General features: G+C 70.4%; 17 protein-coding genes and 1 pseudogene. 13 read left to right on the forward strand and 5 right to left on the reverse strand.

Annotated elements, in window-relative coordinates:
• Positions 1 to 27 precede the first annotated feature (27 nt).
• The 6 genes from dnaK to GQF42_RS23815 all read left to right on the forward strand — a co-directional run bounded on the left by dnaK (position 28) and on the right by GQF42_RS23815 (position 6,800).
• The gene (gene dnaK, locus GQF42_RS23790) at positions 28 to 1,872 is read left to right on the forward strand and encodes a molecular chaperone DnaK (RefSeq protein ID WP_158923045.1); all 1,845 of its coding nucleotides are present in this window, start codon (positions 28 to 30) and stop codon (positions 1,870 to 1,872) included.
• Entirely contained in the window at positions 1,869 to 2,540 is a 672-nt protein-coding gene (grpE, locus tag GQF42_RS23795) for a nucleotide exchange factor GrpE (RefSeq protein ID WP_158923047.1), read from the forward strand. The genes dnaK and grpE overlap by 4 nt, the downstream gene beginning before the upstream one ends.
• A 36-nt stretch (positions 2,541 to 2,576) precedes the next feature.
• Positions 2,577 to 3,746, forward strand: coding sequence for a molecular chaperone DnaJ (gene dnaJ / locus GQF42_RS23800; RefSeq protein WP_158923049.1), 1,170 nt, complete (start codon positions 2,577 to 2,579; stop codon positions 3,744 to 3,746).
• A 5-nt stretch (positions 3,747 to 3,751) separates the two neighbouring features.
• The gene (locus tag GQF42_RS23805) at positions 3,752 to 4,201 is read left to right on the forward strand and encodes a heat shock protein transcriptional repressor HspR (protein ID WP_158923051.1); all 450 of its coding nucleotides are present in this window, start codon (positions 3,752 to 3,754) and stop codon (positions 4,199 to 4,201) included.
• A 288-nt stretch (positions 4,202 to 4,489) separates the two neighbouring features.
• Positions 4,490 to 5,596 carry a sugar ABC transporter substrate-binding protein gene (locus GQF42_RS23810; protein ID WP_158923053.1) on the forward strand — a complete coding sequence of 369 codons (1,107 nt, stop codon included), beginning with the start codon at positions 4,490 to 4,492 and terminating at the stop codon, positions 5,594 to 5,596.
• Positions 5,597 to 5,756: 160 nt separating this feature from the next.
• Positions 5,757 to 6,800 carry a helix-turn-helix transcriptional regulator gene (locus GQF42_RS23815; RefSeq protein WP_158923055.1) on the forward strand — a complete coding sequence of 348 codons (1,044 nt, stop codon included), beginning with the start codon at positions 5,757 to 5,759 and terminating at the stop codon, positions 6,798 to 6,800.
• A gap of 126 nt (positions 6,801 to 6,926) precedes the next feature.
• On the opposite strand, the gene GQF42_RS23820 is transcribed toward GQF42_RS23815, so the two are convergent.
• Positions 6,927 to 7,871 carry a helix-turn-helix domain-containing protein gene (locus GQF42_RS23820; protein ID WP_233273441.1) on the reverse strand — a complete coding sequence of 315 codons (945 nt, stop codon included), beginning with the start codon at positions 7,869 to 7,871 and terminating at the stop codon, positions 6,927 to 6,929.
• Positions 7,872 to 8,251: 380 nt separating this feature from the next.
• Here GQF42_RS23820 and GQF42_RS23825 point away from each other — a divergent pair, with 380 nt between their 5' ends.
• Positions 8,252 to 8,587, forward strand: a complete 336-nt coding sequence (locus GQF42_RS23825; protein WP_067042109.1) for a Rieske (2Fe-2S) protein — start codon at positions 8,252 to 8,254, stop codon at positions 8,585 to 8,587.
• A 183-nt stretch (positions 8,588 to 8,770) separates the two neighbouring features.
• On the opposite strand, the gene GQF42_RS23830 is transcribed toward GQF42_RS23825, so the two are convergent.
• Complete coding sequence (locus GQF42_RS23830; protein ID WP_158923059.1) at positions 8,771 to 9,187, reverse strand: pyridoxamine 5'-phosphate oxidase family protein; 417 nt, start codon at positions 9,185 to 9,187, stop codon at positions 8,771 to 8,773.
• Between the two features lie 115 nt (positions 9,188 to 9,302).
• Here GQF42_RS23830 and clpB point away from each other — a divergent pair, with 115 nt between their 5' ends.
• Complete coding sequence (clpB, locus tag GQF42_RS23835; RefSeq protein ID WP_158930493.1) at positions 9,303 to 11,912, forward strand: ATP-dependent chaperone ClpB; 2,610 nt, start codon at positions 9,303 to 9,305, stop codon at positions 11,910 to 11,912.
• Positions 11,913 to 12,047: 135 nt separating this feature from the next.
• Complete coding sequence (locus tag GQF42_RS23840) at positions 12,048 to 12,587, forward strand: type III secretion system chaperone family protein (RefSeq protein WP_158923061.1); 540 nt, start codon at positions 12,048 to 12,050, stop codon at positions 12,585 to 12,587.
• A 39-nt stretch (positions 12,588 to 12,626) separates the two neighbouring features.
• Here the strand turns inward: GQF42_RS23840 and GQF42_RS23845 are convergent, their stop codons facing one another.
• On the reverse strand, positions 12,627 to 13,817 hold the full coding sequence (locus tag GQF42_RS23845; protein ID WP_375989255.1) for a hypothetical protein: 1,191 nt from the start codon (positions 13,815 to 13,817) through the stop codon (positions 12,627 to 12,629).
• Between the two features lie 207 nt (positions 13,818 to 14,024).
• Here GQF42_RS23845 and GQF42_RS23850 point away from each other — a divergent pair, with 207 nt between their 5' ends.
• Both GQF42_RS23850 and GQF42_RS23855 read left to right on the forward strand, forming a co-directional pair.
• Entirely contained in the window at positions 14,025 to 15,245 is a 1,221-nt protein-coding gene (locus GQF42_RS23850; protein ID WP_233273790.1) for a DUF6236 family protein, read from the forward strand.
• Positions 15,242 to 16,777, forward strand: a complete 1,536-nt coding sequence (locus GQF42_RS23855; protein WP_158923065.1) for a hypothetical protein — start codon at positions 15,242 to 15,244, stop codon at positions 16,775 to 16,777. The genes GQF42_RS23850 and GQF42_RS23855 overlap by 4 nt, the downstream gene beginning before the upstream one ends.
• Positions 16,778 to 16,789: 12 nt before the next feature.
• On the opposite strand, the gene GQF42_RS23860 is transcribed toward GQF42_RS23855, so the two are convergent.
• Positions 16,790 to 20,281 carry a serine/threonine-protein kinase gene (locus GQF42_RS23860; protein WP_158923067.1) on the reverse strand — a complete coding sequence of 1,164 codons (3,492 nt, stop codon included), beginning with the start codon at positions 20,279 to 20,281 and terminating at the stop codon, positions 16,790 to 16,792.
• Positions 20,282 to 20,382: 101 nt separating this feature from the next.
• Positions 20,383 to 20,733, reverse strand: a pseudogene (locus tag GQF42_RS23865) (aminotransferase class I/II-fold pyridoxal phosphate-dependent enzyme); the annotation flags it as partial.
• Positions 20,734 to 20,792: 59 nt separating this feature from the next.
• Here GQF42_RS23865 and GQF42_RS23870 point away from each other — a divergent pair.
• Both GQF42_RS23870 and GQF42_RS23875 read left to right on the forward strand, forming a co-directional pair.
• Positions 20,793 to 21,278, forward strand: coding sequence for a hypothetical protein (locus GQF42_RS23870; protein ID WP_061927666.1), 486 nt, complete (start codon positions 20,793 to 20,795; stop codon positions 21,276 to 21,278).
• Positions 21,275 to 21,625 carry a hypothetical protein gene (locus GQF42_RS23875; protein WP_158923069.1) on the forward strand — a complete coding sequence of 117 codons (351 nt, stop codon included), beginning with the start codon at positions 21,275 to 21,277 and terminating at the stop codon, positions 21,623 to 21,625. The genes GQF42_RS23870 and GQF42_RS23875 overlap by 4 nt, the downstream gene beginning before the upstream one ends.
• Positions 21,626 to 21,687 lie beyond the last annotated feature (62 nt).

A 21,687-nucleotide genomic window follows, 5' to 3' on the forward strand; every position in this document is an offset into this window, starting at 1 on the left:
CACTCAAGTCAGCTGGAGGAATCAACCATGGCACGTGCGGTCGGCATCGACCTGGGCACGACTAACTCCGTCGTCAGCGTTCTGGAGGGCGGCGAGCCCACCGTCATCACCAACGCCGAGGGCGCCAGGACCACGCCGTCCGTCGTCGCCTTCGCCAAGAACGGCGAAGTGCTCGTCGGCGAGGTCGCCAAGCGCCAGGCGGTCACGAACGTGGACCGGACCATCCGCTCCGTGAAGCGCCACATGGGCACGGACTGGAAGATCGAGCTGGACGGGAAGCAGTTCAACCCGCAGCAGATGAGCGCCTTCATCCTGCAGAAGCTGAAGCGCGACGCCGAGGCCTACCTGGGCGAGAAGGTCACGGACGCGGTCATCACCGTCCCGGCCTACTTCAACGACTCCGAGCGTCAGGCGACCAAGGAGGCCGGCGAGATCGCGGGCCTGAACGTCCTGCGCATCGTCAACGAGCCGACGGCCGCCGCGCTGGCCTACGGCCTCGACAAGGACGACCAGACGATCCTCGTCTTCGACCTCGGTGGCGGCACCTTCGACGTGTCCCTGCTGGAGATCGGCGACGGCGTCGTCGAGGTGAAGGCCACCAACGGTGACAACCACCTCGGTGGTGACGACTGGGACCAGCGCGTCGTCGACTACCTGGTCAAGCAGTTCCAGTCCGGCCACGGTGTGGACCTGTCCAAGGACAAGATGGCCCTGCAGCGCCTCCGTGAGGCCGCCGAGAAGGCCAAGATCGAGCTGTCCTCCTCCACCGAGACCTCGATCAACCTGCCGTACATCACGGCGTCCGCCGAGGGCCCGCTGCACCTGGACGAGAAGCTCACCCGGGCTCAGTTCCAGCAGCTGACGGCGGACCTGCTGGAGCGCTGCAAGACGCCGTTCCACAACGTCATCAAGGACGCCGGCATCCAGCTCGGCGAGATCGACCACGTCGTTCTCGTCGGTGGCTCCACCCGTATGCCCGCCGTCGCCGAACTGGTCAAGGAGCTGACCGGCGGCAAGGAGGCCAACAAGGGTGTGAACCCGGACGAGGTCGTCGCCATCGGCGCCTCGCTCCAGGCCGGTGTCCTCAAGGGCGAGGTCAAGGACGTCCTGCTGCTCGACGTCACCCCGCTGTCCCTCGGTATCGAGACCAAGGGCGGCATCATGACCAAGCTGATCGAGCGCAACACCACGATCCCGACGAAGCGCTCCGAGATCTTCACGACGGCCGAGGACAACCAGCCGTCCGTGCAGATCCAGGTCTACCAGGGCGAGCGCGAGATCGCGGCGTACAACAAGAAGCTCGGCATGTTCGAGCTGACCGGCCTGCCGCCGGCGCCGCGCGGTGTCCCGCAGATCGAGGTCTCCTTCGACATCGACGCCAACGGCATCATGCACGTGACCGCCAAGGACCTGGGCACGGGCAAGGAGCAGAAGATGACCGTCACCGGCGGCTCCTCGCTGCCGAAGGACGAGGTCGACCGGATGCGCCAGGAGGCCGAGCAGTACGCGGAGGAGGACCACCGCCGCCGCGAGGCCGCCGAGACCCGCAACCAGGGCGAGCAGCTCGTCTACCAGACGGAGAAGTTCCTCAAGGACAACGAGGACAAGGTCCCCGGCGAGATCAAGACCGAGGTCGAGGCCTCCGTCGAGGAGCTGAAGGCCGCGCTCAAGGGCGAGGACACCGCCGAGATCCGCACCGCCACCGAGAAGGTCGCGGCCGTCTCGCAGAAGCTGGGCCAGGCCATGTACGCCGACGCCCAGGCCGCGCAGGGTGCCGCGGGCGGTGCCGACGCTGGTCAGCAGGCCAAGGCCGATGACGATGTCGTCGACGCCGAGATCGTGGACGACGAGCGCAAGGACGGTGCCGCGTGACGGAGGAGACCCCGGGCTTCGAGGAGAAGCCCGACGTCCCCTCCGGCGCGACCCCCGACGACGCCGAGCCGAAGGCCGCCCCCGAGGAGGGGGCGGCCCCGGCCGGGGACGGAAACGCAGACGTGGCTCTGGTGGCCCAGCTGGACCAGGTGCGCACGGCGCTCAACGAGCGCACGGTGGACCTCCAGCGCCTCCAGGCCGAGTACCAGAACTACCGCCGCCGGGTCGAGCGTGACCGGGTCACGGTCAAGGAGATCGCCGTCGCGAACCTCCTGACCGAGCTGCTGCCCGTGCTCGACGACATCGGTCGCGCGCGGGAGCACGGTGAACTGGTCGGCGGCTTCAAGTCGGTGGCCGAGTCGCTGGAGACCGTCGCGGCCAAGATGGGCCTGCAGCAGTTCGGCAAGGAGGGCGAGCCCTTCGACCCGACGATCCACGAGGCCCTGATGCACAGCTATGCGCCGGACGTCACCGAGACGACCTGCGTGGCGATCCTGCAGCCCGGGTATCGCATCGGCGAACGCACCATCCGCCCCGCGCGGGTGGCCGTCGCCGAGCCGCAGCCCGGCGCGCAGACCGTCAAGGCCGAGGGCGCCGAGGACGAGACCGAGGCGAAGAAGGCCGGCGCTGCCGACAACAAGGAGAACGGTGGCCCGGAGGAGGGCTGACGTAATCACTCGAGTCAGGAAGGAGGGGCGTCGGGGATGAGCACCAAGGACTTCATCGAGAAGGACTACTACAAGGTCCTCGGCGTCCCCAAGGACGCCACCGAGGCCGAGATCAAGAAGGCGTACCGGAAGCTCGCCCGCGAGTTCCACCCGGACGCCAACAAGGGCAACGCCAAGGCCGAGGAGCGCTTCAAGGAGATCTCCGAGGCGAACGACATCCTCGGTGACCCCAAGAAGCGCAAGGAGTACGACGACGCGCGCGCCCTGTTCGGCAACGGCGGTTTCCGCCCCGGGCCGGGTGCCGGCGGCTCCTTCAACTTCGACCTGGGCGACCTCTTCGGAGGCGGCGGCAACGCCCAGGGCGGAGGCTTCGGCGGAGGTATCGGTGACGTCTTCGGGGGCCTGTTCAACCGGGGCGGCACGACCGGCACGCGCACTCAGCCGCGGCGCGGCCAGGACATCGAGTCCGAGGTCACGCTGAGCTTCACGGAGGCCATCGAGGGCGCCACGGTGCCACTCAGGATGTCCTCCCAGGCGCCCTGCAAGGCCTGCTCGGGCACCGGCGACAAGAACGGCACACCGCGTGTGTGCCCGACCTGTGTCGGCACCGGCCAGGTGGCGCGGGGTTCGGGCGGCGGTTTCTCGCTGACCGATCCCTGCCCCGACTGCAAGGGCCGCGGCCTGATCGCCGAGCACCCCTGCGCGGAGTGCAAGGGCAGCGGGCGGGCGAAGTCGTCCCGCACGATGCAGGTCCGCATCCCGGCCGGGGTGACCGACGGGCAGCGGATCCGGCTGCGCGGCAAGGGCGCGCCCGGCGAGCGGGGCGGACCGGCGGGCGATCTGTTCGTGGTCGTGCACGTCGGCGAGCACCCGGTGTTCGGGCGCAAGGGCGACAACCTCACGGTCACCGTGCCGGTGACGTTCGCCGAGGCGGCCCTCGGCGGCGAGGTGCGGGTGCCGACCCTCGGCGGCCCGCCCGTCACCCTGAAGCTGCCGCCCGGCACGCCCAACGGCCGTACGATGCGCGCCCGGGGCAAGGGCGCGGTCCGCAAGGACGGCACCCACGGCGATCTGCTGGTCACCGTCGAGGTACGTGTTCCCAGGGACGTGTCGGGGAAGGCTCGTGACGCACTCGAGGCGTATCGCGAGGCCACCGCGGGCGAGGACCCGCGGGCCGAGCTGTTCGAGGCGGCGAAGGGAGACTGAGAGAGATGGACGGCCGTCGACGTAACCCGTATGAACTGACCGAGGAGACCCCGGTCTACGTCATCTCGGTGGCGGCCCAGCTCTCCGGACTCCACCCGCAGACGCTGCGCCAGTACGACCGCCTGGGTCTGGTCTCCCCGGACCGGACCGCCGGCCGGGGCCGCCGCTACTCGGCCCGTGACATCGAACTGCTCCGCCAGGTGCAGCAGTTGTCGCAGGACGAGGGCATCAACCTGGCCGGAATCAAGCGCATCATCGAACTGGAGAACCAGGTCGCCGCCCTGCAGTCCCGTGTCGCGGAGCTGGAGGCGGCCCTGGACGGCGCGGCGGCCGCGATGCAGCAGCGCGAGGCCGCCGTCCACGCCTCCTACCGGCGTGACCTGGTGCCGTACCAGGAGGTGCAGCAGACCAGCGCGTTGGTGGTGTGGCGGCCCAAGCGGCAGCAGCGCGACTGACACGCAGCAGACCTGAGTACCTCACAAGGGGCCCGCTTTCGGGCCCCTTTTTCTTTGCCGATTTCTTTGCCGACCCATACCGTCCCGTGAACTCCCGTTGAATGGAGGGTCCGTAAAGAGCGTTTGAAGATGATTCCGCTCCTTCTTCACAGGTGCATCGGAGCGTGCTGTTGCGCACTCGTTAAGTAGTTCCGCTTGACGCCGGGTGTGGCCTGAGCGTTGTCTTTTCAGACACCTGGGTCGTATAGCAGCCCCCACGTCCGGAACGCACATGAAGTGAGCCCTCGCATGCGTCGTATCGCCATATCCGTGGCCGTGTCCACGATGACCCTTTCGCTTGCCGGCTGCGGCATGCTGAACGCGTCGGGGAGCGGGGCGAGCGCGAGCCCGAGCAAGGGCGACGACCTCACGGTGGGCCTGCTGCTGCCGGAGAAGACGAACACCCGCTACGACAGGTTCGACTACCCCATCATCAAGTCCCAGGTCGCCGAGCTGACCAAGAAGCGGGGCAAGGTCGAGTACGCCAACGCCGACGCGGACGCCGCCAAGCAGACCGCGCAGCTGCAGCAGATGATCGACGACAAGGTCGATGTCATCCTGCTCGACGCGGTCGACTCGCACGCGGTGGCCGCCGGGGTGCAGAAGGCCAAGGACGCGGGCATTCCGGTCATCGCCTACGACCGGCTCGCCGAGGGCCCGATCGACGCCTATGTCTCCTTCGACAACGAGCTGGTGGGCGAGGTGCAGGGCCGCAGTCTGCTGGAGGCGCTGGGCTCGAACGCCGACAGCTCCAACAAGATCGTCATGATGAACGGCTCGCCCACCGACCCGAACGCCAAGCAGTTCAAGGAGGGCGCGCTCTCCGAGCTGAACGGCAAGGTGACGATCGCGGCGACGTTCGACACCACCGACTGGAAGCCGGAGAACGCCGAGGCCAACATGACCAAGGCGATCAACCAGATCGGCAGGAACAACATCGCCGGGGTCTACTCCGCCAACGACGACATGGCCGGCGGCATCATCAAGGCCCTCAAGGCGGCCGGAGTCACCACCCTGCCCCCGATCACCGGCCAGGACGCCTCGCTGGAGGGTGTCCAGCGGGTGGTGGCCGGAGAGCAGTACATGAGCGTCTACAAGGCCTACCCGGACGAGGCCCAGGCCGCGGCCCAGATGGCCGTCGCCCGGATCCAGGGCAAGGACATCCAGTTCGACGCCCTCACCCAGGACAAGGTCGACAGCCCCACCACCAAGAACATCCCGGCCAAGCTGATCCAGCCGACCGCGCTGACCAAGAGCAACATCAAGTCCACGGTCATCGCCGACGGCATCTACACCGTGGGCGACATCTGCACCGCCAAGTACAAGGCCGCCTGTGCGGCGATTGGCTTGAAGTAGACCGCAGCTTCCTGCAGAGGAGAGAGGCGGAGCCTGGGTCATACCCGGGCATAACAGGCCTGCGCGGCCGCTCCATTGGAGCGAGCCGTGTTGCGGACCCGGTCGGCGCCGCGCATAGTTGCGCTGCGGAAGTGGCAGCACACCGGGGGTGAAATGGGCGATGGCCGGGCGCGGGGCGGAGGAGCATCCACACGGGGCCGACCGACTGTGCGCGGCCGGAGACCGGCTGTACTCCCGGGCCGTACGCCGCGGGCGGGTACCGCGCGCCGACATCGAGACGGTGCCCTGCCTGCTGGAGCTGGCCCTGCTGCACCCGGATCCCGACGACATGGACTGGCTGGTGCCGACCTCCCCGCAGGAGGTCATGACTCGGCTGCTGCGCGGGGTCTGCGACGAGGTCAGCGCGAGCCAGCGGAGGATGGGCTCGGCGGTGGCCGCCTTCGAGTGGTATGCCGGTCTCGGCCGGCAGCTGCCCGCGCTGACGGCACCGGCCGAGGGCAGCGCCATCCGGGTGCTGGACGGGCTGTCACGGATCCAGGCGGCCATGGACGAGGCGACGGAGGCGTGCACCACCGAGGTGCTCACCGTGCAGCCCGGCGGCATCCGCCGGGAGGCCGAGCTGACCGAGGGCCTGCACCGGGCGCTGGCCCTGCGCGGCCGGGGCGTGCGCATGCGCGACCTGTACACCCATGTCGCCCGCCACGGCCAGGGCCTGCTCAACTACCTGGAGCTGATGGGCGACACGGTCGAGGCCCGCAGCCTGGACGAGGTCATCGACCGGCTGATCCTCTTCGACCGCACGGTGGCGTTCGTCCCCGCCAACCCCGACTGCACGATGGCCCTGGAACTGCGCCATCCGGCCCTCGTGGCCTACCTGGTGACGGTCTTCGAGCGCCTCTGGCGCCTCGCGATCCCGCTCACCGCGCCCCTGCCCGACACCGGCATCGAGGGCATCTCGCACCGTGAGCAGTCCATCGCCGCGCTGCTCGCCGAGGGCCACCAGGACGCAGTGATCGCCGAGCGGCTCGGGATCAGCGTGCGCACCTGCCGCGCCCACATCGCCCGCCTGTCGGAGACCCTCGGCGCGGCCAGCCGTACCCAACTGGGTGTCCGTATCGCCCAGGTGGGCCTGGACGGCAACCGCTCCTGTCTGACGGCCGCCCCGGTCACGGCCGCTGACCAGGAATCCCCGAGCGTGCGATGAGACGGCCGGGCCGCGTCCGGCCGGCGCTGCCGAGCGCGGCGGCGAGCCCGGCGACGTGCAGGTGCGCGGGGTCCCCGGGCGAGGGCCTTTCCCGGGCGCCGTGCCCCGCAGGGGGCGCCGGATCCTTCACCGGTCCCGGTCGAGCATGCCGGACTGGGCGATGAGGTACCCGAGCTGGGCGCGGCTGCCGCTGCCGAGGGCCTGGGCGAGCTTGGCGATGTGGGCCCGGCAGGTGCGCACGTTCATGCCCAGACGGCGCGCTATGGCCTCGTCGACATGGCCCTCCACCAGGAGTTTGGCGATGGAGTGCTGGATGTCCGTGATGCCGTCGGGGGCTGTCTCGTAGGGGGCGCCGGTGCTCATCGGCACCGCGCGCGCCCACATGAACTCGAACACCTTGATCAGGTACTGCACCAGGCCCGGGTGCCTGAGTTCCAGGGCGACCTGCCGGTCGTCGCGGATCGGGATGAAGGCCACGGTCTCGTCGCAGATGATCAGCCGCTCCACCAGCTCGTCGATGGTGCGGTACTCCACCTTGCCCTCGGAGAACTGGGACACGTATCCGAGCGTCTCGGGGCTGTAGCGGGCCGTGTGCTGGTAGAGGGTCCTGATCCGCACACCGCGTTCGAGGAGCGGGCGGTCGCGTTCCAGGCCCTGCAGCAGGGTGTGTTCGAGGCGGCGGCTGGTCGGCTGCACGGTGAGCACCTCGGAGCGGCACTCGGCCGTGGCCACGTCGAGTGCCGCGTTGATGCGGTCCAGGCCTTCCAGTACCGAGATGGCGTGCGTGGGCGTCGAGCTCTGGGCGCTGAGCGTCATGAACGGTTCGAAGGCGTCGGCGAGTTCGATCGACAGCCGTCTGCGCTCGGAGATCTCGCGTTCGAGCGGGTTGAGGCGCTGGGCCAGGGCCACCGTGGGAGGGGTGGGACGCAGCCAGTTCGCGTCGTCGGGGTCCGGGTGCAGAAGGGCGAACTCCATGAGGCAGGGAGCGGGTTCGACATCCGCGCGGGCTATGCGTCCGGTCCGTAGCGCCTTCGCGTAGAGGCGGCCACCTTCCTCACACAGCTCGGTCATCGTATGGGGATGTGACACTTTGGTCCGATTCGATGTCAAATCTCCACCCCCCAGGGTCCTGAACATGCAGGAACATGATGCACCGATTGTGTGGCCATGACGTGGCCAAATAAGCCATCGTCTTGTTCGACGGGGGAAGAGGGGACCTTCAAGTGAGGACGAAGCCGACTATGTGCAACAGAATGCTTCGGTCGATGCTTGCCGTCGCCTTCTCCACCGTTGTGGCCATCGGCGCGTTGAGTGGCCTCTTCGGTGCGAGGGGTGACGCTCAGGCGCAGGACACCACCTGGGGAGTGGCTCCTCGGTCTGTCGCTGTGAGTGCCGACGGCACCGGATCGGCCCATTCCGATGGTGCAGACGACACCACCTGGGGCTGACTGATGACTACTCCACCCGACGACCGTTCCTTCCGGCGCGAGATGGCCACCGCCTACCGCTCCGGCTGGCACTTCATCGACCTGGTCACGGCCATCCCGCACAGCGGGGATTCGCTGATGGTGACCGTCTTCGGTGAACCGGTCGTCGTGACACGGGACGAGGACGGGGACGTGCGGGCGTACCGGTGCCTGCGCAAGCCGCGTGGCGCGCCCCAGCCGGTGCGCTGTGCCATCCGGTACGGAATGATCTTCGTGAACCTGGACCAGCGGGATCACCGGCTTGCCGAGCCGACGGATTCCGACCTGCGAACCATCTCGGCCACCCCCCGCAGTGCCTGACGCGATTCCCCCGTCGTAAAAGATCGCTCAGGTGCTTCCCCCCGCAGCGGCGTCACCGTGACCTGAACACGGTGACGCCGCTGTAGTTTTTGGGGACATTTCGGGGTATGGGCGCGCTTCCATGGTGGCTGAAAATATTCGTTCAGGCCGACCAAAGCGTCACCCCTGGTGTCACCCGGCGTGTCAGCCATGGCCCAGCGCCCGCTCGACCTCGATCTCGATCACCACGCGCGACGGATTCGGCCCCGGCGTCCGCTCGTAGCGCTCGGCGTAGCGCCGCACCGCCTCCGCGACCCGTTCCGGTTCCGTCCGCACCCGCGCACGCCCTTCCAGGGTGGCCCAGCGCCGGCCGTCCACCTGGCACACCGCCACGCGGGCGCCCCCGGTGCCGGCCGCGCGGACGTGCCGTACCTTCGCGCTGGACACGTTGGTGATCACCCGAGCCAGTCCGGACGCCGCGTCGTAGGTCACCCCGACCGGTACCACGTGCGGGCTGCCGTCGGGCCGGAGCGTGGTCAGCGTGCACAGATGCCGTTCGCGCCAGAACGCGAGGTAACGCTCGTCCGGTGCCGCCGGATCCACGGAGTGCGTCATCGCCATGCCCGCAACCTAGTCCCCCAAGGGCTCCCCGCCCACCTTGAGCGGAATAGACTCAACTTTGTGTACGCTGGTTAGGTCAGCAGTGGAGAGAGTCGCCGAGGAGGAGAACGGACACGTGGACGCCGAGCTGACCAACAGGAGCCGGGACGCGATCAACGCGGCCAGTAACCGGGCCGTGACGGAGGGGCACCCGGACCTCACGCCCGCTCATCTGCTGCTGGCTCTGCTTCAGGGGCAAGGCCAGCGGCAGGACAACGCGAACATCACCGACCTGTTCGCGGCCGTCGACGCCGATCAGGCCGCCGTACGCGCCCAGACGGAGAAGATCCTGGCCGCGCTGCCCAGTGTGGCCGGATCCACCGTTGCGCCGCCGCAGCCGAACCGTGAGCTGCTGGCCGTGCTCGCCGACGCCGCCGAGCGGGCGAAGGACCTCGGGGACGAGTATCTGTCCACGGAGCACCTGCTGATCGGCATCGCCGCCAAGGGTGGCCGGGTCGCCGAGGTGCTCCAGGCGCAGGGCGCCGACGCCAAGAAGCTGCTGGAGGCCTTCAAGAAGGCCAGGGGAGGACGCCGCGTGACCACCGCCGACCCCGAGGGTCAGTACAAGGCCCTGGAGAAGTTCGGCACCGACTTCACCGCCGCCGCCCGCGAGGGCCGGCTGGATCCGGTCATCGGCCGGGACCAGGAGATCCGGCGGGTCGTGCAGGTGCTGAGCCGTCGTACGAAGAACAACCCCGTCCTCATCGGCGAGCCCGGCGTCGGCAAGACCGCCGTGGTGGAAGGGCTCGCGCAGCGGATCGTGAAGGGCGATGTGCCCGAGTCCCTCAAGGACAAGCGGCTCGTCTCCCTCGACCTGGGCGCGATGGTGGCCGGAGCGAAGTACCGGGGCGAGTTCGAGGAGCGGCTCAAGGCCGTGCTCGCCGAGATCAAGGACTCCGACGGGCAGATCATCACCTTCATCGACGAGCTGCACACCGTCGTGGGTGCGGGTGCCGGCGGCGATTCGGCCATGGACGCGGGCAACATGCTCAAGCCGATGCTGGCCCGCGGTGAGCTGCGCATGGTGGGCGCCACCACCCTGGACGAGTACCGCGAGCGGATCGAGAAGGACCCGGCCCTCGAGCGGCGCTTCCAGCAGGTGCTGGTCGCCGAGCCGAGCGTCGAGGACACCATCGCGATCCTGCGCGGCCTCAAGGGCCGGTACGAGGCGCACCACAAGGTGCAGATCGCCGACAGCGCGCTGGTGGCCGCCGCCACCCTCTCCGACCGCTACATCACCTCCCGCTTCCTGCCCGACAAGGCCATCGACCTCGTCGACGAGGCAGCCTCCCGCCTGCGCATGGAGATCGACTCGTCCCCCGTCGAGATCGACGAACTCCAGCGTGCCGTCGACCGGTTGAAGATGGAGGAGCTGGCGATCGCCAAGGAGACCGACCCGGCCTCCGTCGCCCGCCTGGAGAAGCTGCGCCGCGATCTCGCCGACAAGGAGGAGGAGTTGCGGGGCCTGACCGCCCGCTGGGAGAAGGAGAAGCAGTCCCTCAACCGGGTCGGTGAACTCAAGGAGCGCCTGGACGACCTGCGCGGGCAGGCCGAACGCGCCCAGCGCGACGGCGACTTCGACCGCGCGGCCAAACTGCTGTACGGCGAGATCCCCACGCTGGAGAAGGAGCTGGAGGAGGCCTCCGAGGCCGAGGAGGAGGCCGCCAGCGACACGATGGTCAAGGAGGAGGTCGGCTCCGACGACATCGCCGACGTCGTCGCCGCCTGGACCGGCATCCCGGCCGGCCGGCTGCTGGAGGGCGAGACGCAGAAGCTGCTGCGCATGGAGGACGAGCTGGGCAAGCGCCTGATCGGCCAGACCGAGGCCGTACGGGCGGTCAGCGACGCCGTACGCCGTTCGCGCGCCGGGATCGCCGACCCCGACCGCCCCACCGGCTCCTTCCTCTTCCTCGGCCCGACCGGCGTCGGCAAGACCGAACTCGCCAAGGCGCTGGCCGACTTCCTCTTCGACGACGAGCGGGCCATGGTCCGCATCGACATGTCGGAGTACGGCGAGAAGCACAGCGTGGCCCGGCTGGTCGGCGCGCCTCCCGGCTACGTCGGCTACGAGGAGGGCGGCCAGCTGACGGAGGCCGTGCGCAGGCGCCCGTACAGCGTGGTGCTGCTGGACGAGGTGGAGAAGGCGCACCCCGAGGTCTTCGACATCCTGCTGCAGGTGCTGGACGACGGCCGCCTGACCGACGGGCAGGGCCGTACGGTCGACTTCCGCAACGCCATCCTGGTGCTCACCTCCAACCTGGGCAGCCAGTTCCTGGTCGACCCGATCGCCGGCGAGGCGGAGAAGAAGGAGCAGGTCCTGGAGGTCGTCCGGACCTCCTTCAAGCCCGAGTTCCTCAACCGGCTGGACGACCTGGTGGTCTTCTCGGCGCTGACCAAGTCCGAGCTGGAGCGGATCGCGCAGATCCAGCTCGACCGGCTGGGCAGGCGGCTGGCCGAGCGCCGGCTCACCCTGGAGATCACGCCCGAGGCGCTGGCCTGGCTCGCCGAGGAGGGCCTGGACCCGGCCTACGGCGCCCGCCCGCTGCGCCGCCTGGTGCAGACCGCCATCGGTGACCGGCTCGCCCGGGAGATCCTCTCCGGCGAGATCAAGGACGGCGACACGGTCCGCGTGGACCGCTTCGGCGAGGGCCTGCTGGTGGGTCCGGCGACCGGGAAGACGCTCTAGCGAGGGGTGCGCGTCGGCGTGCGTTCCCCTGCGGCGGGAACCGTGTCAGCCCAGGGCTGACACGGGCCGCCGGGGCTTGCCACCCCCCTCCCCGCATGAGGGAGGATGGCGGAATCCAATGAAGGGAAATTCACGGTGAGCATCGACCCGTCCTCGATTCCGAACTTCGGGGGCCAGCCCGACCCGCAGCCCCAGGGACCGGCCGGCCCCGTCCTCCCGGATCAGGACCTCGTGAAGCAGCTCCTCGACCAGATGGAGCTGAAGTACGTCGTGGACGAGGAGGGCGACCTCGCGGCTCCGTGGGAGCAGTTCCGCACCTACTTCATGTTCCGCGGTGAGGCCGAGCAGGCGGTCTTCTCGGTGCGGACCTTCTACGACCGCCCCCACAAGATCGACGAGAAGGCGCAGCTGCTCGAGTCGATCGACGACTGGAACCGCCGCACCCTGTGGCCCAAGGTCTACACCCACACCCACGACGACGGCACCGTCCGTCTCATCGGTGAGGCCCAGATGCTGATCGGCACGGGCGTCGACATCAACCACTTCGTCTCCTCGACGGTCAGCTGGGTGCGGGCCGCGATCGAGTTCGACAAGTGGCTGGTCGAGCAGCTCGGCCTGGAGCAGGACGTCGACCAGGGCGACCAGGGCGACCAGCCCGAGAGCGACGGGGAGTAAGCCCCCAAGGCGTCCCCCGGAAGTCGTCCGGGCGGCGTCCTACAGCGGCGTGGCCGCGTACACCAGCAGGTACGCGCCGTAGAGATAGCTGAACCCGGCCAGGGTCGCGACCAGCACGGTCGTGTGCCAGGGCCGGGTTCTCGCCGTTCGCACCAGCACGTGCGCGAGCGGCAGCAGCAGCGGGAACGCCGGCAGCAGGAACCGCGGCTTGCACTCGAAGAACCCCGACCCGCCGAGCGCGATCAGCAGCAGCACCCCGCTGTACACCAGCAGCGGCAGCGGGGCGCGGTCCAGCAGGAGCAGCACGTACAGCACCGCTCCCGCCGTCACGGTCAACAGCGCCATCGGGAACACGAACCGGCTGCCGTGCGCCAGCATCAGGTGCACGAAGTGCACCGAGCCGCGCCCGAAGTCGAACGTCGATCCCCACTGCCGCTGCACCTCGAAATAGCCGCCCAGCAGATCGCCCTCGCGCCGGCCGACCCAGAGTACGTACGCGGTCCAGCCCAGCGGGGCGAGCGCCGCGCCCGTCCACAGCCTGTGGGAAACTTTTCCGCGCCGCTGCCACGCCTCACTGCAGGCCGCCGCCAGCACGGCCACGGCGACCGCGAACCCGTTCGGCCGGGCGAGCCCCGCGAGCGCCGCGAGCGTGCCCGCCCACAGCCAGTTCCCGGCCAGCACCGCGTACAGCGCCCAGGCCGCAAGCGCGGTCAGCAGCGGCTCGGTGTACGCCATCGACAGCACCACCGAGTGCGGCAGCAGCCCCCACAGCAGGACCAGTGCGATCCCGGTGGCCCGTCCGTACAGCCGGGAGCCGACCGCGTGGATGCCGACGGCGGCCACCGCGGCCGCGGTCCACGAGATGAGCAGCCCGGCGGCGCCCCCGCCGAACGGGAACAGCGCCGTCAGCGCCCGCACCAGTGCCGGGTACAGCGGGAAGAACGCGAGGTCGCTGTGGACGCCCGGGTCGTGCGAGGGCAGGTCGTGGCCGTAGCCGTGCACGGAGATGCCCAGGTACCAGACCGAGTCCCAGGACCGGCCGAGCAGCGTGAGCGGGTGCTGCCCGGCGAACCGGGCGACGAGGGCGACCACGGCCGCGCCGGCGAGCCGGGCACCGAGGAACAGGCCTACGGCGACCCCGCTCGCGCGCTGCGCTCGCCCGGGCGCAGCAAGGACGGCGCTGACAGTGCGGGCGGTGCGGGCGGAACGGACGGGGCTGGCGTGGGTCACATCTGTGCACCTTGCGTGAGGTGTCATTCGGCCGTGCGGTGACGCGCCGTCGAGGTCCGCGTCGTCGCCCGTCTGCGTCGCCCGTCTGCGTCGCCCGGCTACGGGCGCGTTCTTCTGATCCGGTCTCAGATCACTTCCTCCGCCGGAACCCCTGGGTAAACTTGCGAAGGCTGCGCTGGCCCGTTGGGGTGTCGACGTGGGGGCTTGGTGAACCCGATAGCGTTGTACTACCCGCACATTCATGTGCGGGACGACACATGGCTGAAGTACGCCGCGCTGTACTGGCCCAGGATGGGCAGGCTGCGCCCGCGGGACTATCCCCTCCTGGACTCCGTGGTGTCCGCACGGTTGCACGCGGCGGGGTGGCTGCTGGACATCGAGCCCCCGCAGTGGGCGTGGCCCCAGGTGGGGCAGCCCTTCCTGGAGCTGATCAACGATCACGCACAGGCGCTGCGCGACCGCTTCGGGGTCGACCGCATCGACACCTGGGGCGTTCCCGCCGCCGAGGCCGGGTTCGGGTACGCCGGGGGTGTCCGTTCGGCGGGCGGGCGCGACGACGCGGCGGCCCGCGGTGAGGTGACGTGGCTGAACCCGCGGTTCGGGTTCGTGCACGCCAGCAAGATCGGCCCGGAGGTCGTGGCCGCCGCGGTGGACGCCGGGCTGGCGGTCACCGGGCCGGGCAGGGGCGGGACCTGGGTGGGGATGCATCCGGAACTGGCCCACGTCTACACCTGCGCGTTGACCGAACGGGTCGCCACCGAGGACCACTTGCAGCCGGTCACCGACCAGGAGCAGCCGCACACCGCGTTGTCCGGGTGGACCCTCGACCGCCTGGTGCACCTGTTGGTCGACCGGCCGGTGGCCCACGACGAGGGGCCCCGGCCCCATCCGGACCTGTTGGACTCGTTCGTGTTCATGGCGTTCGCGACCGTGGTGCCGGCGAACCTGGACACCGTGCCGGTCGAGAAGATCATCGAGATCCGCTCGACGTTCGGTGCCGAGTTGGACGCCTTCCGGACGTACGCGGCCGAGCAGGTACAGGAGTTCGCCGCGATCGAGGACGTCCGTGACCTGGCCGTCCGTCGCGAGTACCTGCGGCTCGAAGTCGACAGGACCGTGACCACACGGTTGAACGGGTTGCGTGAGCGGCTGCGCAGTGTCGGCCTGGAGTCGGTCTACGCCCTGGCCAACGTCAAGTCCGTGGCGTTGCCGCCGCTGGCCGCGCTGGCGGCCGAGACCGCCGGGGTGCCCGCGGCGCTCACCGCCCCCGCCGCGCTGGCCGCCTGCGTGGTCAGCGCGCCCGTCCAGTGGCGCCGGCAACGCCGGGCGGCCATCGAGGAGTCGCCCGTCAGCTACCTGTTCCGGCTTGAGCGGGAGGTCAGTCCCACGAAGCTGATCGACCGGCTGCGCAAGGTCTGGCCGGCGTGACCCCCGACGGACAGGGGCGGGCGGTGGAGAGGGACGACGCGTTCGCCGTCGCGCTGCGGGCGGCGTTCAGCGGTGCCGGCGAGGGCCACACACCGGACGTCGACCTGGCCGCGCTGATGCGTCCGGCGCCGGATCCGGAACTGGAGGCGCGGATGCGCGCGCTCGCGGATCTCGTCGCCCGTGAGCTGGACGCCTGCGCACCGGAGGGCCGGCAACGCCTGGACGCCGTGTTCGTACTGACCGGACGGATCGAGAGGGCGCGCCTGACCTGCCACACCGGCACCCGGTCGGTGGAGGTCGCACCGAGTTCCGCGGTGCTGCGGCTCGTGAGCGACCACCGTGAGCTGGCTGCCCGCACGCCCACCGGCCCGTGGTGGCGCATGCGGGTACGGCTCACGGCCGACGGTGCCCCCGACATCGACTACGACCACGGCGAGCTGCCCATTGCGGACGAGGACCGCCTGCCGCCCGACGCGTACCGCGCCGACCTGGCCCGCCTGGGGTTCCCGCGCGAGAAGCTGCCGACCTGGCTCGCGGCCTACGTGGGCCATGAGGACCGCCAGTCGCGCAGCCCGGTGCTGGCCGCGGCCCGGGCTCGGGCCGATGCCGAAGCCGGGGTGCGCCCGGTGGCGCCCGTCGACGGACTGCCGCAGCTGCCGACGATGTGGGCGCGGTGGGCGCTGCTGTCGGCCGCGTTCGTCGCGGCCGGTTCCGCCGCGGGCCCCCGGGTGCGGCCCTCGCACGCCTGGTTCGAGCACTCCGGCCGGGGCGGGGCCACGCTCTGGCTGCTCCCCGGTGACCGGGCGGTGCTCTCGGGTGGGGTGTGGGAGGCGCCCGGCCTGGCCGCCGCCTACCGGGGGGACGCGCCGTTCCCGGACCTGTTCGCCGGAGCGCCGGCCTCGGTGACGGACGAGGTCCTCGACCCACGCGGAGCCGACGGCCTGCTGTCCTTCTGCTACTGGTACGAGGGCCGGCGCTGGTGCCGGGGCGAGTCGCAGCAGCCGGAGGAGGTCACCACGGCGGTCCCGGACGTCCGGACCGCGGACACCGTGATCGACGTCGTCGCCCGCCTGACCGGCCGGGGCGACGAGCCGGCCGTGCGCAGGGCGGCGGTGCAGCTGGTCGCCGCGGCCGAGGCGAGAACGGTGACGCGTGACATGCTGGTCGGCCTGTTCGGTGGCGGGGACGGCGACGTCGACGGCGCGCTCCAGCAACTGGTGCTGGCGGACGTGGCCGGACGTGCGGACTTCCCGCCGATCGACGAGCAGTCGGCGATCGCCATCGTGCGCGAGCACATGCTCGACAACGGTCTGGAGACCCCGGAGTACTCGGTCCGCAACCTCGCGGCGTCGCGGCTCGGCGTCGGCTGGATGGTCTACGTCCCGGTGCCCCGGGGCGAGACGAGGATCTGGCGGGCGATCTTCTACGTGGCGGACGACGGCGTGCTGGAGCGGTCGTCGTCCGCCGAGGCCCCGTCCCGCTACGAGGCCGGATTCGAGAAGCGGTTCCACGAACGCCGCCGGAACCGGTGAGCAGACCCCGGGTCATCCCACGTCGAGGTCCCAGTCGAGGGCCCACAGCCGGACCACGGCGTCGTCGCCCCCGGAGACGAGGAAGTGCCCGTCGCCCGTCAGCGCGATGCACTGGACGCCGCCCGGGTGCGCCTCGACCGTGCGCAGGGACCGGCCCGATGCGATGTCCCAGATCCGCAGCGTCGAGTCCTCGGCGCCGGAGACCGCGTAGCGTCCGTCCGGGGTGAAGCGGATCCCCCGAGCGTTGCCGAGGTGCTGGTCGAGCACGGCGACAGTGTCGCCGGTGGCGACGTCCCAGACCCGGACGCTCCGGTCCGAGTAGCCGCCGGCGGACATGGCGAAACGACCGTCACCGCTCAGCGTGACCGCCATCGCCCAGTGCGTGTGGCCGTGCAGAACGCGCAGACAGTGGCCGGTGGCGAGGTCCCACAGCCGTACGGTGGCGTCTGCTCCCGCAGTGGCCGCAAGCCGCCCGCGGCCGTCGATCCAGGCGGACTGGACCGGGCCGTCGTGCCCGGTCATCGTCCGCAGACACACCCCGCGCTCCAGGTCCCAGAGGCGGAACGAACGGTCGGCCCCGCCGATCAGCGCCTGCCGCCCGTCGGCGGTGAACCGGGTCGACCTCGGCCCTCGACTGAGGGGTCCGATCATGCGCATCAGGGGTTGCGCCGTGTCGACCGCGATGAGGCGCTCCCCGTCCACGGAGTACAGCTGTTCGCCCGTGCCGACGGACCAGGCATGCACCGAGCCGTCCCGGCCGGACGCCATGACGCGCGAACCGTCCGCGCTGAGTTGCACCACGTCGACCGCCTCGTGGCGACCCTTTCCCGGGTGGGTGAAGGTGCGCAGGGAACGGCCCGTCGCCGGATCCCACAGACGTACCGTCCCGTCGATCCCGGCCGAGGCCGCGATCCGGCCGTCGGCCGTCACGTCGACCGACATGATCCCGTTCCGGTGTCCCGCAAGACTCCGCTCGGTCCAGACGGCACGCAGGCCGGTGCGGGCGGCGGTCGCGCTCAGGGCGCGCCAGGCCGCCATGACGTTCGGCGCCCGCTCGTGGCCGAAGACTCCCCGGGCCTCGCGGAGCCGGGCGAGCGCGCCGGCGCGGTCCCCGGTCGCCGCCCTGCGTTCCGCCTCGTCGACCAGGGCCCGGACCCTGTCGTCCCGCTCGCTCAGCTCCTCGTGCCTGCGGGGCCGGCTCAGCTGGGGCTGCGCGGCGTAGGGGCGGGGCATCCGCCACAGGCGGACCGAGTTGTCCTGCCCGGCGGACAGGGCGTACTCGTGGTTCTTGCCCCAGCGGACATGGCGTACTTCGCCGTCGTGCCCGCGGAACGTCCGCCGGCACTTACCGGTGGCCACGTCCCACACTCGTACGGTGCCGTCCAGGCCACCGGAGAGGAGCAGCTTGCCGTCGGAGCCGAACGCCAGCGACTCGGCGAAGCGGGCGTGCCCGGTCAGCGTCCGGACGTGGCCGCCGCCGCGCAGGTCCCAGATGTCGATGGTCGGGTTCCGGCTGCTCGCGACGGCCGCGACGCCCGCGTCGGGATCGAAGCAGAGCGCCATGTGGTTGGCGCCCTCGGTACCGAGGACGGAGCGGCACTCTCCGCTCTCCAGATCCCACAGGCGGGCGACGCAGTCCGCGTATCCGGCGACGAGCACCCAGCGGCCGTCCGGGCTGAGTTCCGCCTCGACGAACTGGTGCACGTCCCGGTCGAACCGCCATCGGACCTGCCTGCTCCGCAGGTCCCAGACCACGAGAGCGGCACCGGCCCGGCCGTCGCGCCTCGTGTACTCCAGGCCGACCGCGGTTCCCGTGCGCGGGCTCAGGGCCGCCCAGGCCAGCCTGCCCGCCGTCCGGGCGGCGCGCAGGCAGCTGCCGTCGTCCAGGTCCCAGAACCGCGCCGTGTTGTCCCCTCCGACGGACGCCGCGTACCGGCCGTCCGGGGTGATCCGGACGGAGCGGACCCCTCCGGAGTGGCCTTCCAGGGTGTGCAGGCACCGCCCGGTGAGCACGTCCCACACGCGGACCTCGTCGTCCACGCCACCGGTCACCGCGCGCCGCCCGTCGGCGCAGACATCGACCCGGAGAATGGGTTCGGCCCATCCGGGGCGGGTCCACGCCCAGCGGATCTCCCGTGTGCCGAGGCATACGGCGTCGCGGACGGCGGCCGAATCGAGGTGCTCCAAGGCGGTGCGGACGTCGGGCCGGCCGGGCAGCTCGTGGTTGACGCGTTCGAGGAGCGGGCGCGCGGCCGTGAGGTCGCCGCGTTCCATGTGGGCGAGGCCGAGGACATGCCGTGCCGCCCAGGAGTTCCCGGTGTCGCGGCGGACGGCCTCGAGATCGGCGACGACCTTCTCATCGGTGATCTCGCCGCGGCGCCAGCGCATCAGCCCGAAGTTGTAGGTGGCCTCCGCGTGCTGGGGATCGGCGGACAGCGCGGAGGTGAACTCGGCCTCGACCGCGGCCCGCGCGTCGTCCTGCTCCCTGAGGTCGAGGAGCGACAGGGCCCGGTTGTTGTGTCCGTCGCCCCGCAGGTCCGCGGCCTGCGGTTCCAGACGTGGGTATCTCCGGCCGGTCACCCGCCGGTAGATGCCGGCGATCTCGGTCGCGACGTCGGCCGCCGACGCGGGCCGGGCCGAGGGGTCGATCCCGAGACAGCGTTCGAGCAGATCCGCCAAGCCGGGCGGGATCGACGCGAGGGAGGGGTCCACGAGTGCGCCGGCCCGGTAGCTCTCGAGGACCGAGCCCGCCTGAGGGCCGAGCCCCCAGCACATCCTGCCGGTGAACATCTCCAGTACCGACGCGGCGAAACTGAAGATGTCCGTGCTCGTCCCGAGCGAGCGACGCGCCAGCTGTTCCGGGGAGGCGTACGCCTTCGTCATGCCGCCGAACGACACCGGGGTTTCCGTCCCGGGCGACGCGGTGCGCATCCCGGAGTCCGGGGCGGCGACTCTGCGTGCCCGGGCCAGGCCGAAGTCGGTGACCTTGGCGACGACCGTGCCCTGCGTGTGGTCGTCGATGAGGACGTTCGCGGGCTTCACGTCCTGGTGGATCAGCTGTCTGCCGTGTGCATGGCCGAGCCCCCAGGCGATCTGGACGGCCACGTCGAGCACGCGTGCCGTCGCCGCGTCCGGGCCGCCCGCGTACAGGCGTCCGTCGGTGATCCAGTCGTGCAGGCTGCCGCCGCCCACGTACTCCGCGAACACGCGCGGGACACCGTCCATCGTGCGGACGTAGTGGCAGCTGCAGATGTTCGGGTGCATGCCCAGCGAGACCCAGTCCTCGGCCTCCGCGACGAACAGTCGCTTCTGTGCCTCGGTCTCGAACCAGTCGGCGTTCGGGCACTTCACCGCGAGGTCGATCTCCCACTGCAGGTGCCGGACCCGCAGCACCTGTCCCATCGCGCCCTGGCCGGCGACCCCCTCGACGCGATAGCGGCCCTCCACCGTGGCACCGACCGGCCACGGCTGTGGACCGCCCCTCGCTCCTTCAGGCTCGCTCATGGCCGCCGACTGCGCATCCGCGCCTCCCCCGGAACATGGAGACCGGATTGTCGCACGGAAGCGGCGTACGGCGGTTGCCGATATCCCGGTTCTGCTGTGTTTCAGGCCGACAGCTGCCGCAGCCGTTCCGCCGCCTCCTTCAGCACCTCCGCGCGCTTGCAGAACGCGAACCGTACGAACGGTGCCCCCGCCTCCCGGTGGTCGTAGAAGACCGCGTTCGGGATGGCGACGACCCCCGCCCGCTGCGGCAGCGAGCGGCAGAAGGCGAAGCCGTCGCCCTTTTCGGACAGCACGGCGCCGAGGGGGCGGATGTCGGTGGTGATGAAGTACGTGCCGGCGGTGTCGTAGACCTTGAAGCCCGCCTCCCTGAGGCCCGCCGCGAGGATGTCCCGCCTGGTCTGCATGTCCTGGCGGAGGGTCTCGAAGTACGACTCCGGGAGGGCGAGGGCCTTCCAGCCGCGATCCACGTCGCGCGATAGAAATCAGAGCACAATCAGAGTACGGTCTGAGTATGAGCATCGCACCCTTGGCATTCGAATCGGAGTCTGTCTCGTTCACCGATCTGTCGCGGAACCCGAAGGCTGTCGCCGCCAGGGCCGCCGCCCTCGGATGCCTGCGTGTCACGCACCGGGACGCGCCCGACATGGTGTTGACCACGGCCATATACGCAGAGCGCGCCGAGGAGAACCTGACCACGGCGTCCCGGCTGTTCCTCGCACTGCTGAAACAGGACGACGGTGCCAAGTCGCTTTTGCTTGCTCTGCCCGAGGTGTTCCCGTGGGTGCGCCACCTGGACGCCGAGGAAGTCCGGGAATTCACTGTCGAGCTTCTGGAAGCGCTGTCCGACGCCGCTGAACTGGGCGCCAGGGAGGCCGTGCACCGAGCGATCGTCTCGTGGCGGGCCACCGCCCGCATCAACGCCGATCCTGATCAGCTCAGGGAAGCGCTCCGTCCGCTCGGTGACGTCGACCTCGGCCCCGTCGAGGTGCACGAGTGAGCCCGAAGAAAGGCGATCGGGTCAGTGTTCCTCCGCTGAGCGGCTGGAACGTCATTTACGGCACGACGGAAGCCGCGACCGGTTGGGAGGAGCTGTGCCGGGTGGCGTTGCCGAACGCGCATCGCTGCCTGGAAGCCCTTCGCGCAGACCCGCTGTCGCGGGCCAACTGGAACCGCCAGCACCAGCTCCGAGGCAGACACGCCACCAGGGCATGGAAGGGCTCTGAGCTGGAGCAGTGGGAGTACGAAATCACCAGCGGCGGCAGGGTCCGCTACCTGGTCAGCCCGGACACCTCGACTGTGATCCTTGTGTACGCCTCCCCGCGACACCCGAAGGACACCGAATAGCCTCCGGTGTTTCGCCCGTGCGGAAGGCAAGGTGAACCGGGGCGCGGGTTGCGATGGGCTCT

The sequence above is a fragment of the Streptomyces broussonetiae genome, from assembly GCF_009796285.1.
Lineage (GTDB): Bacteria > Actinomycetota > Actinomycetes > Streptomycetales > Streptomycetaceae > Streptomyces > Streptomyces broussonetiae.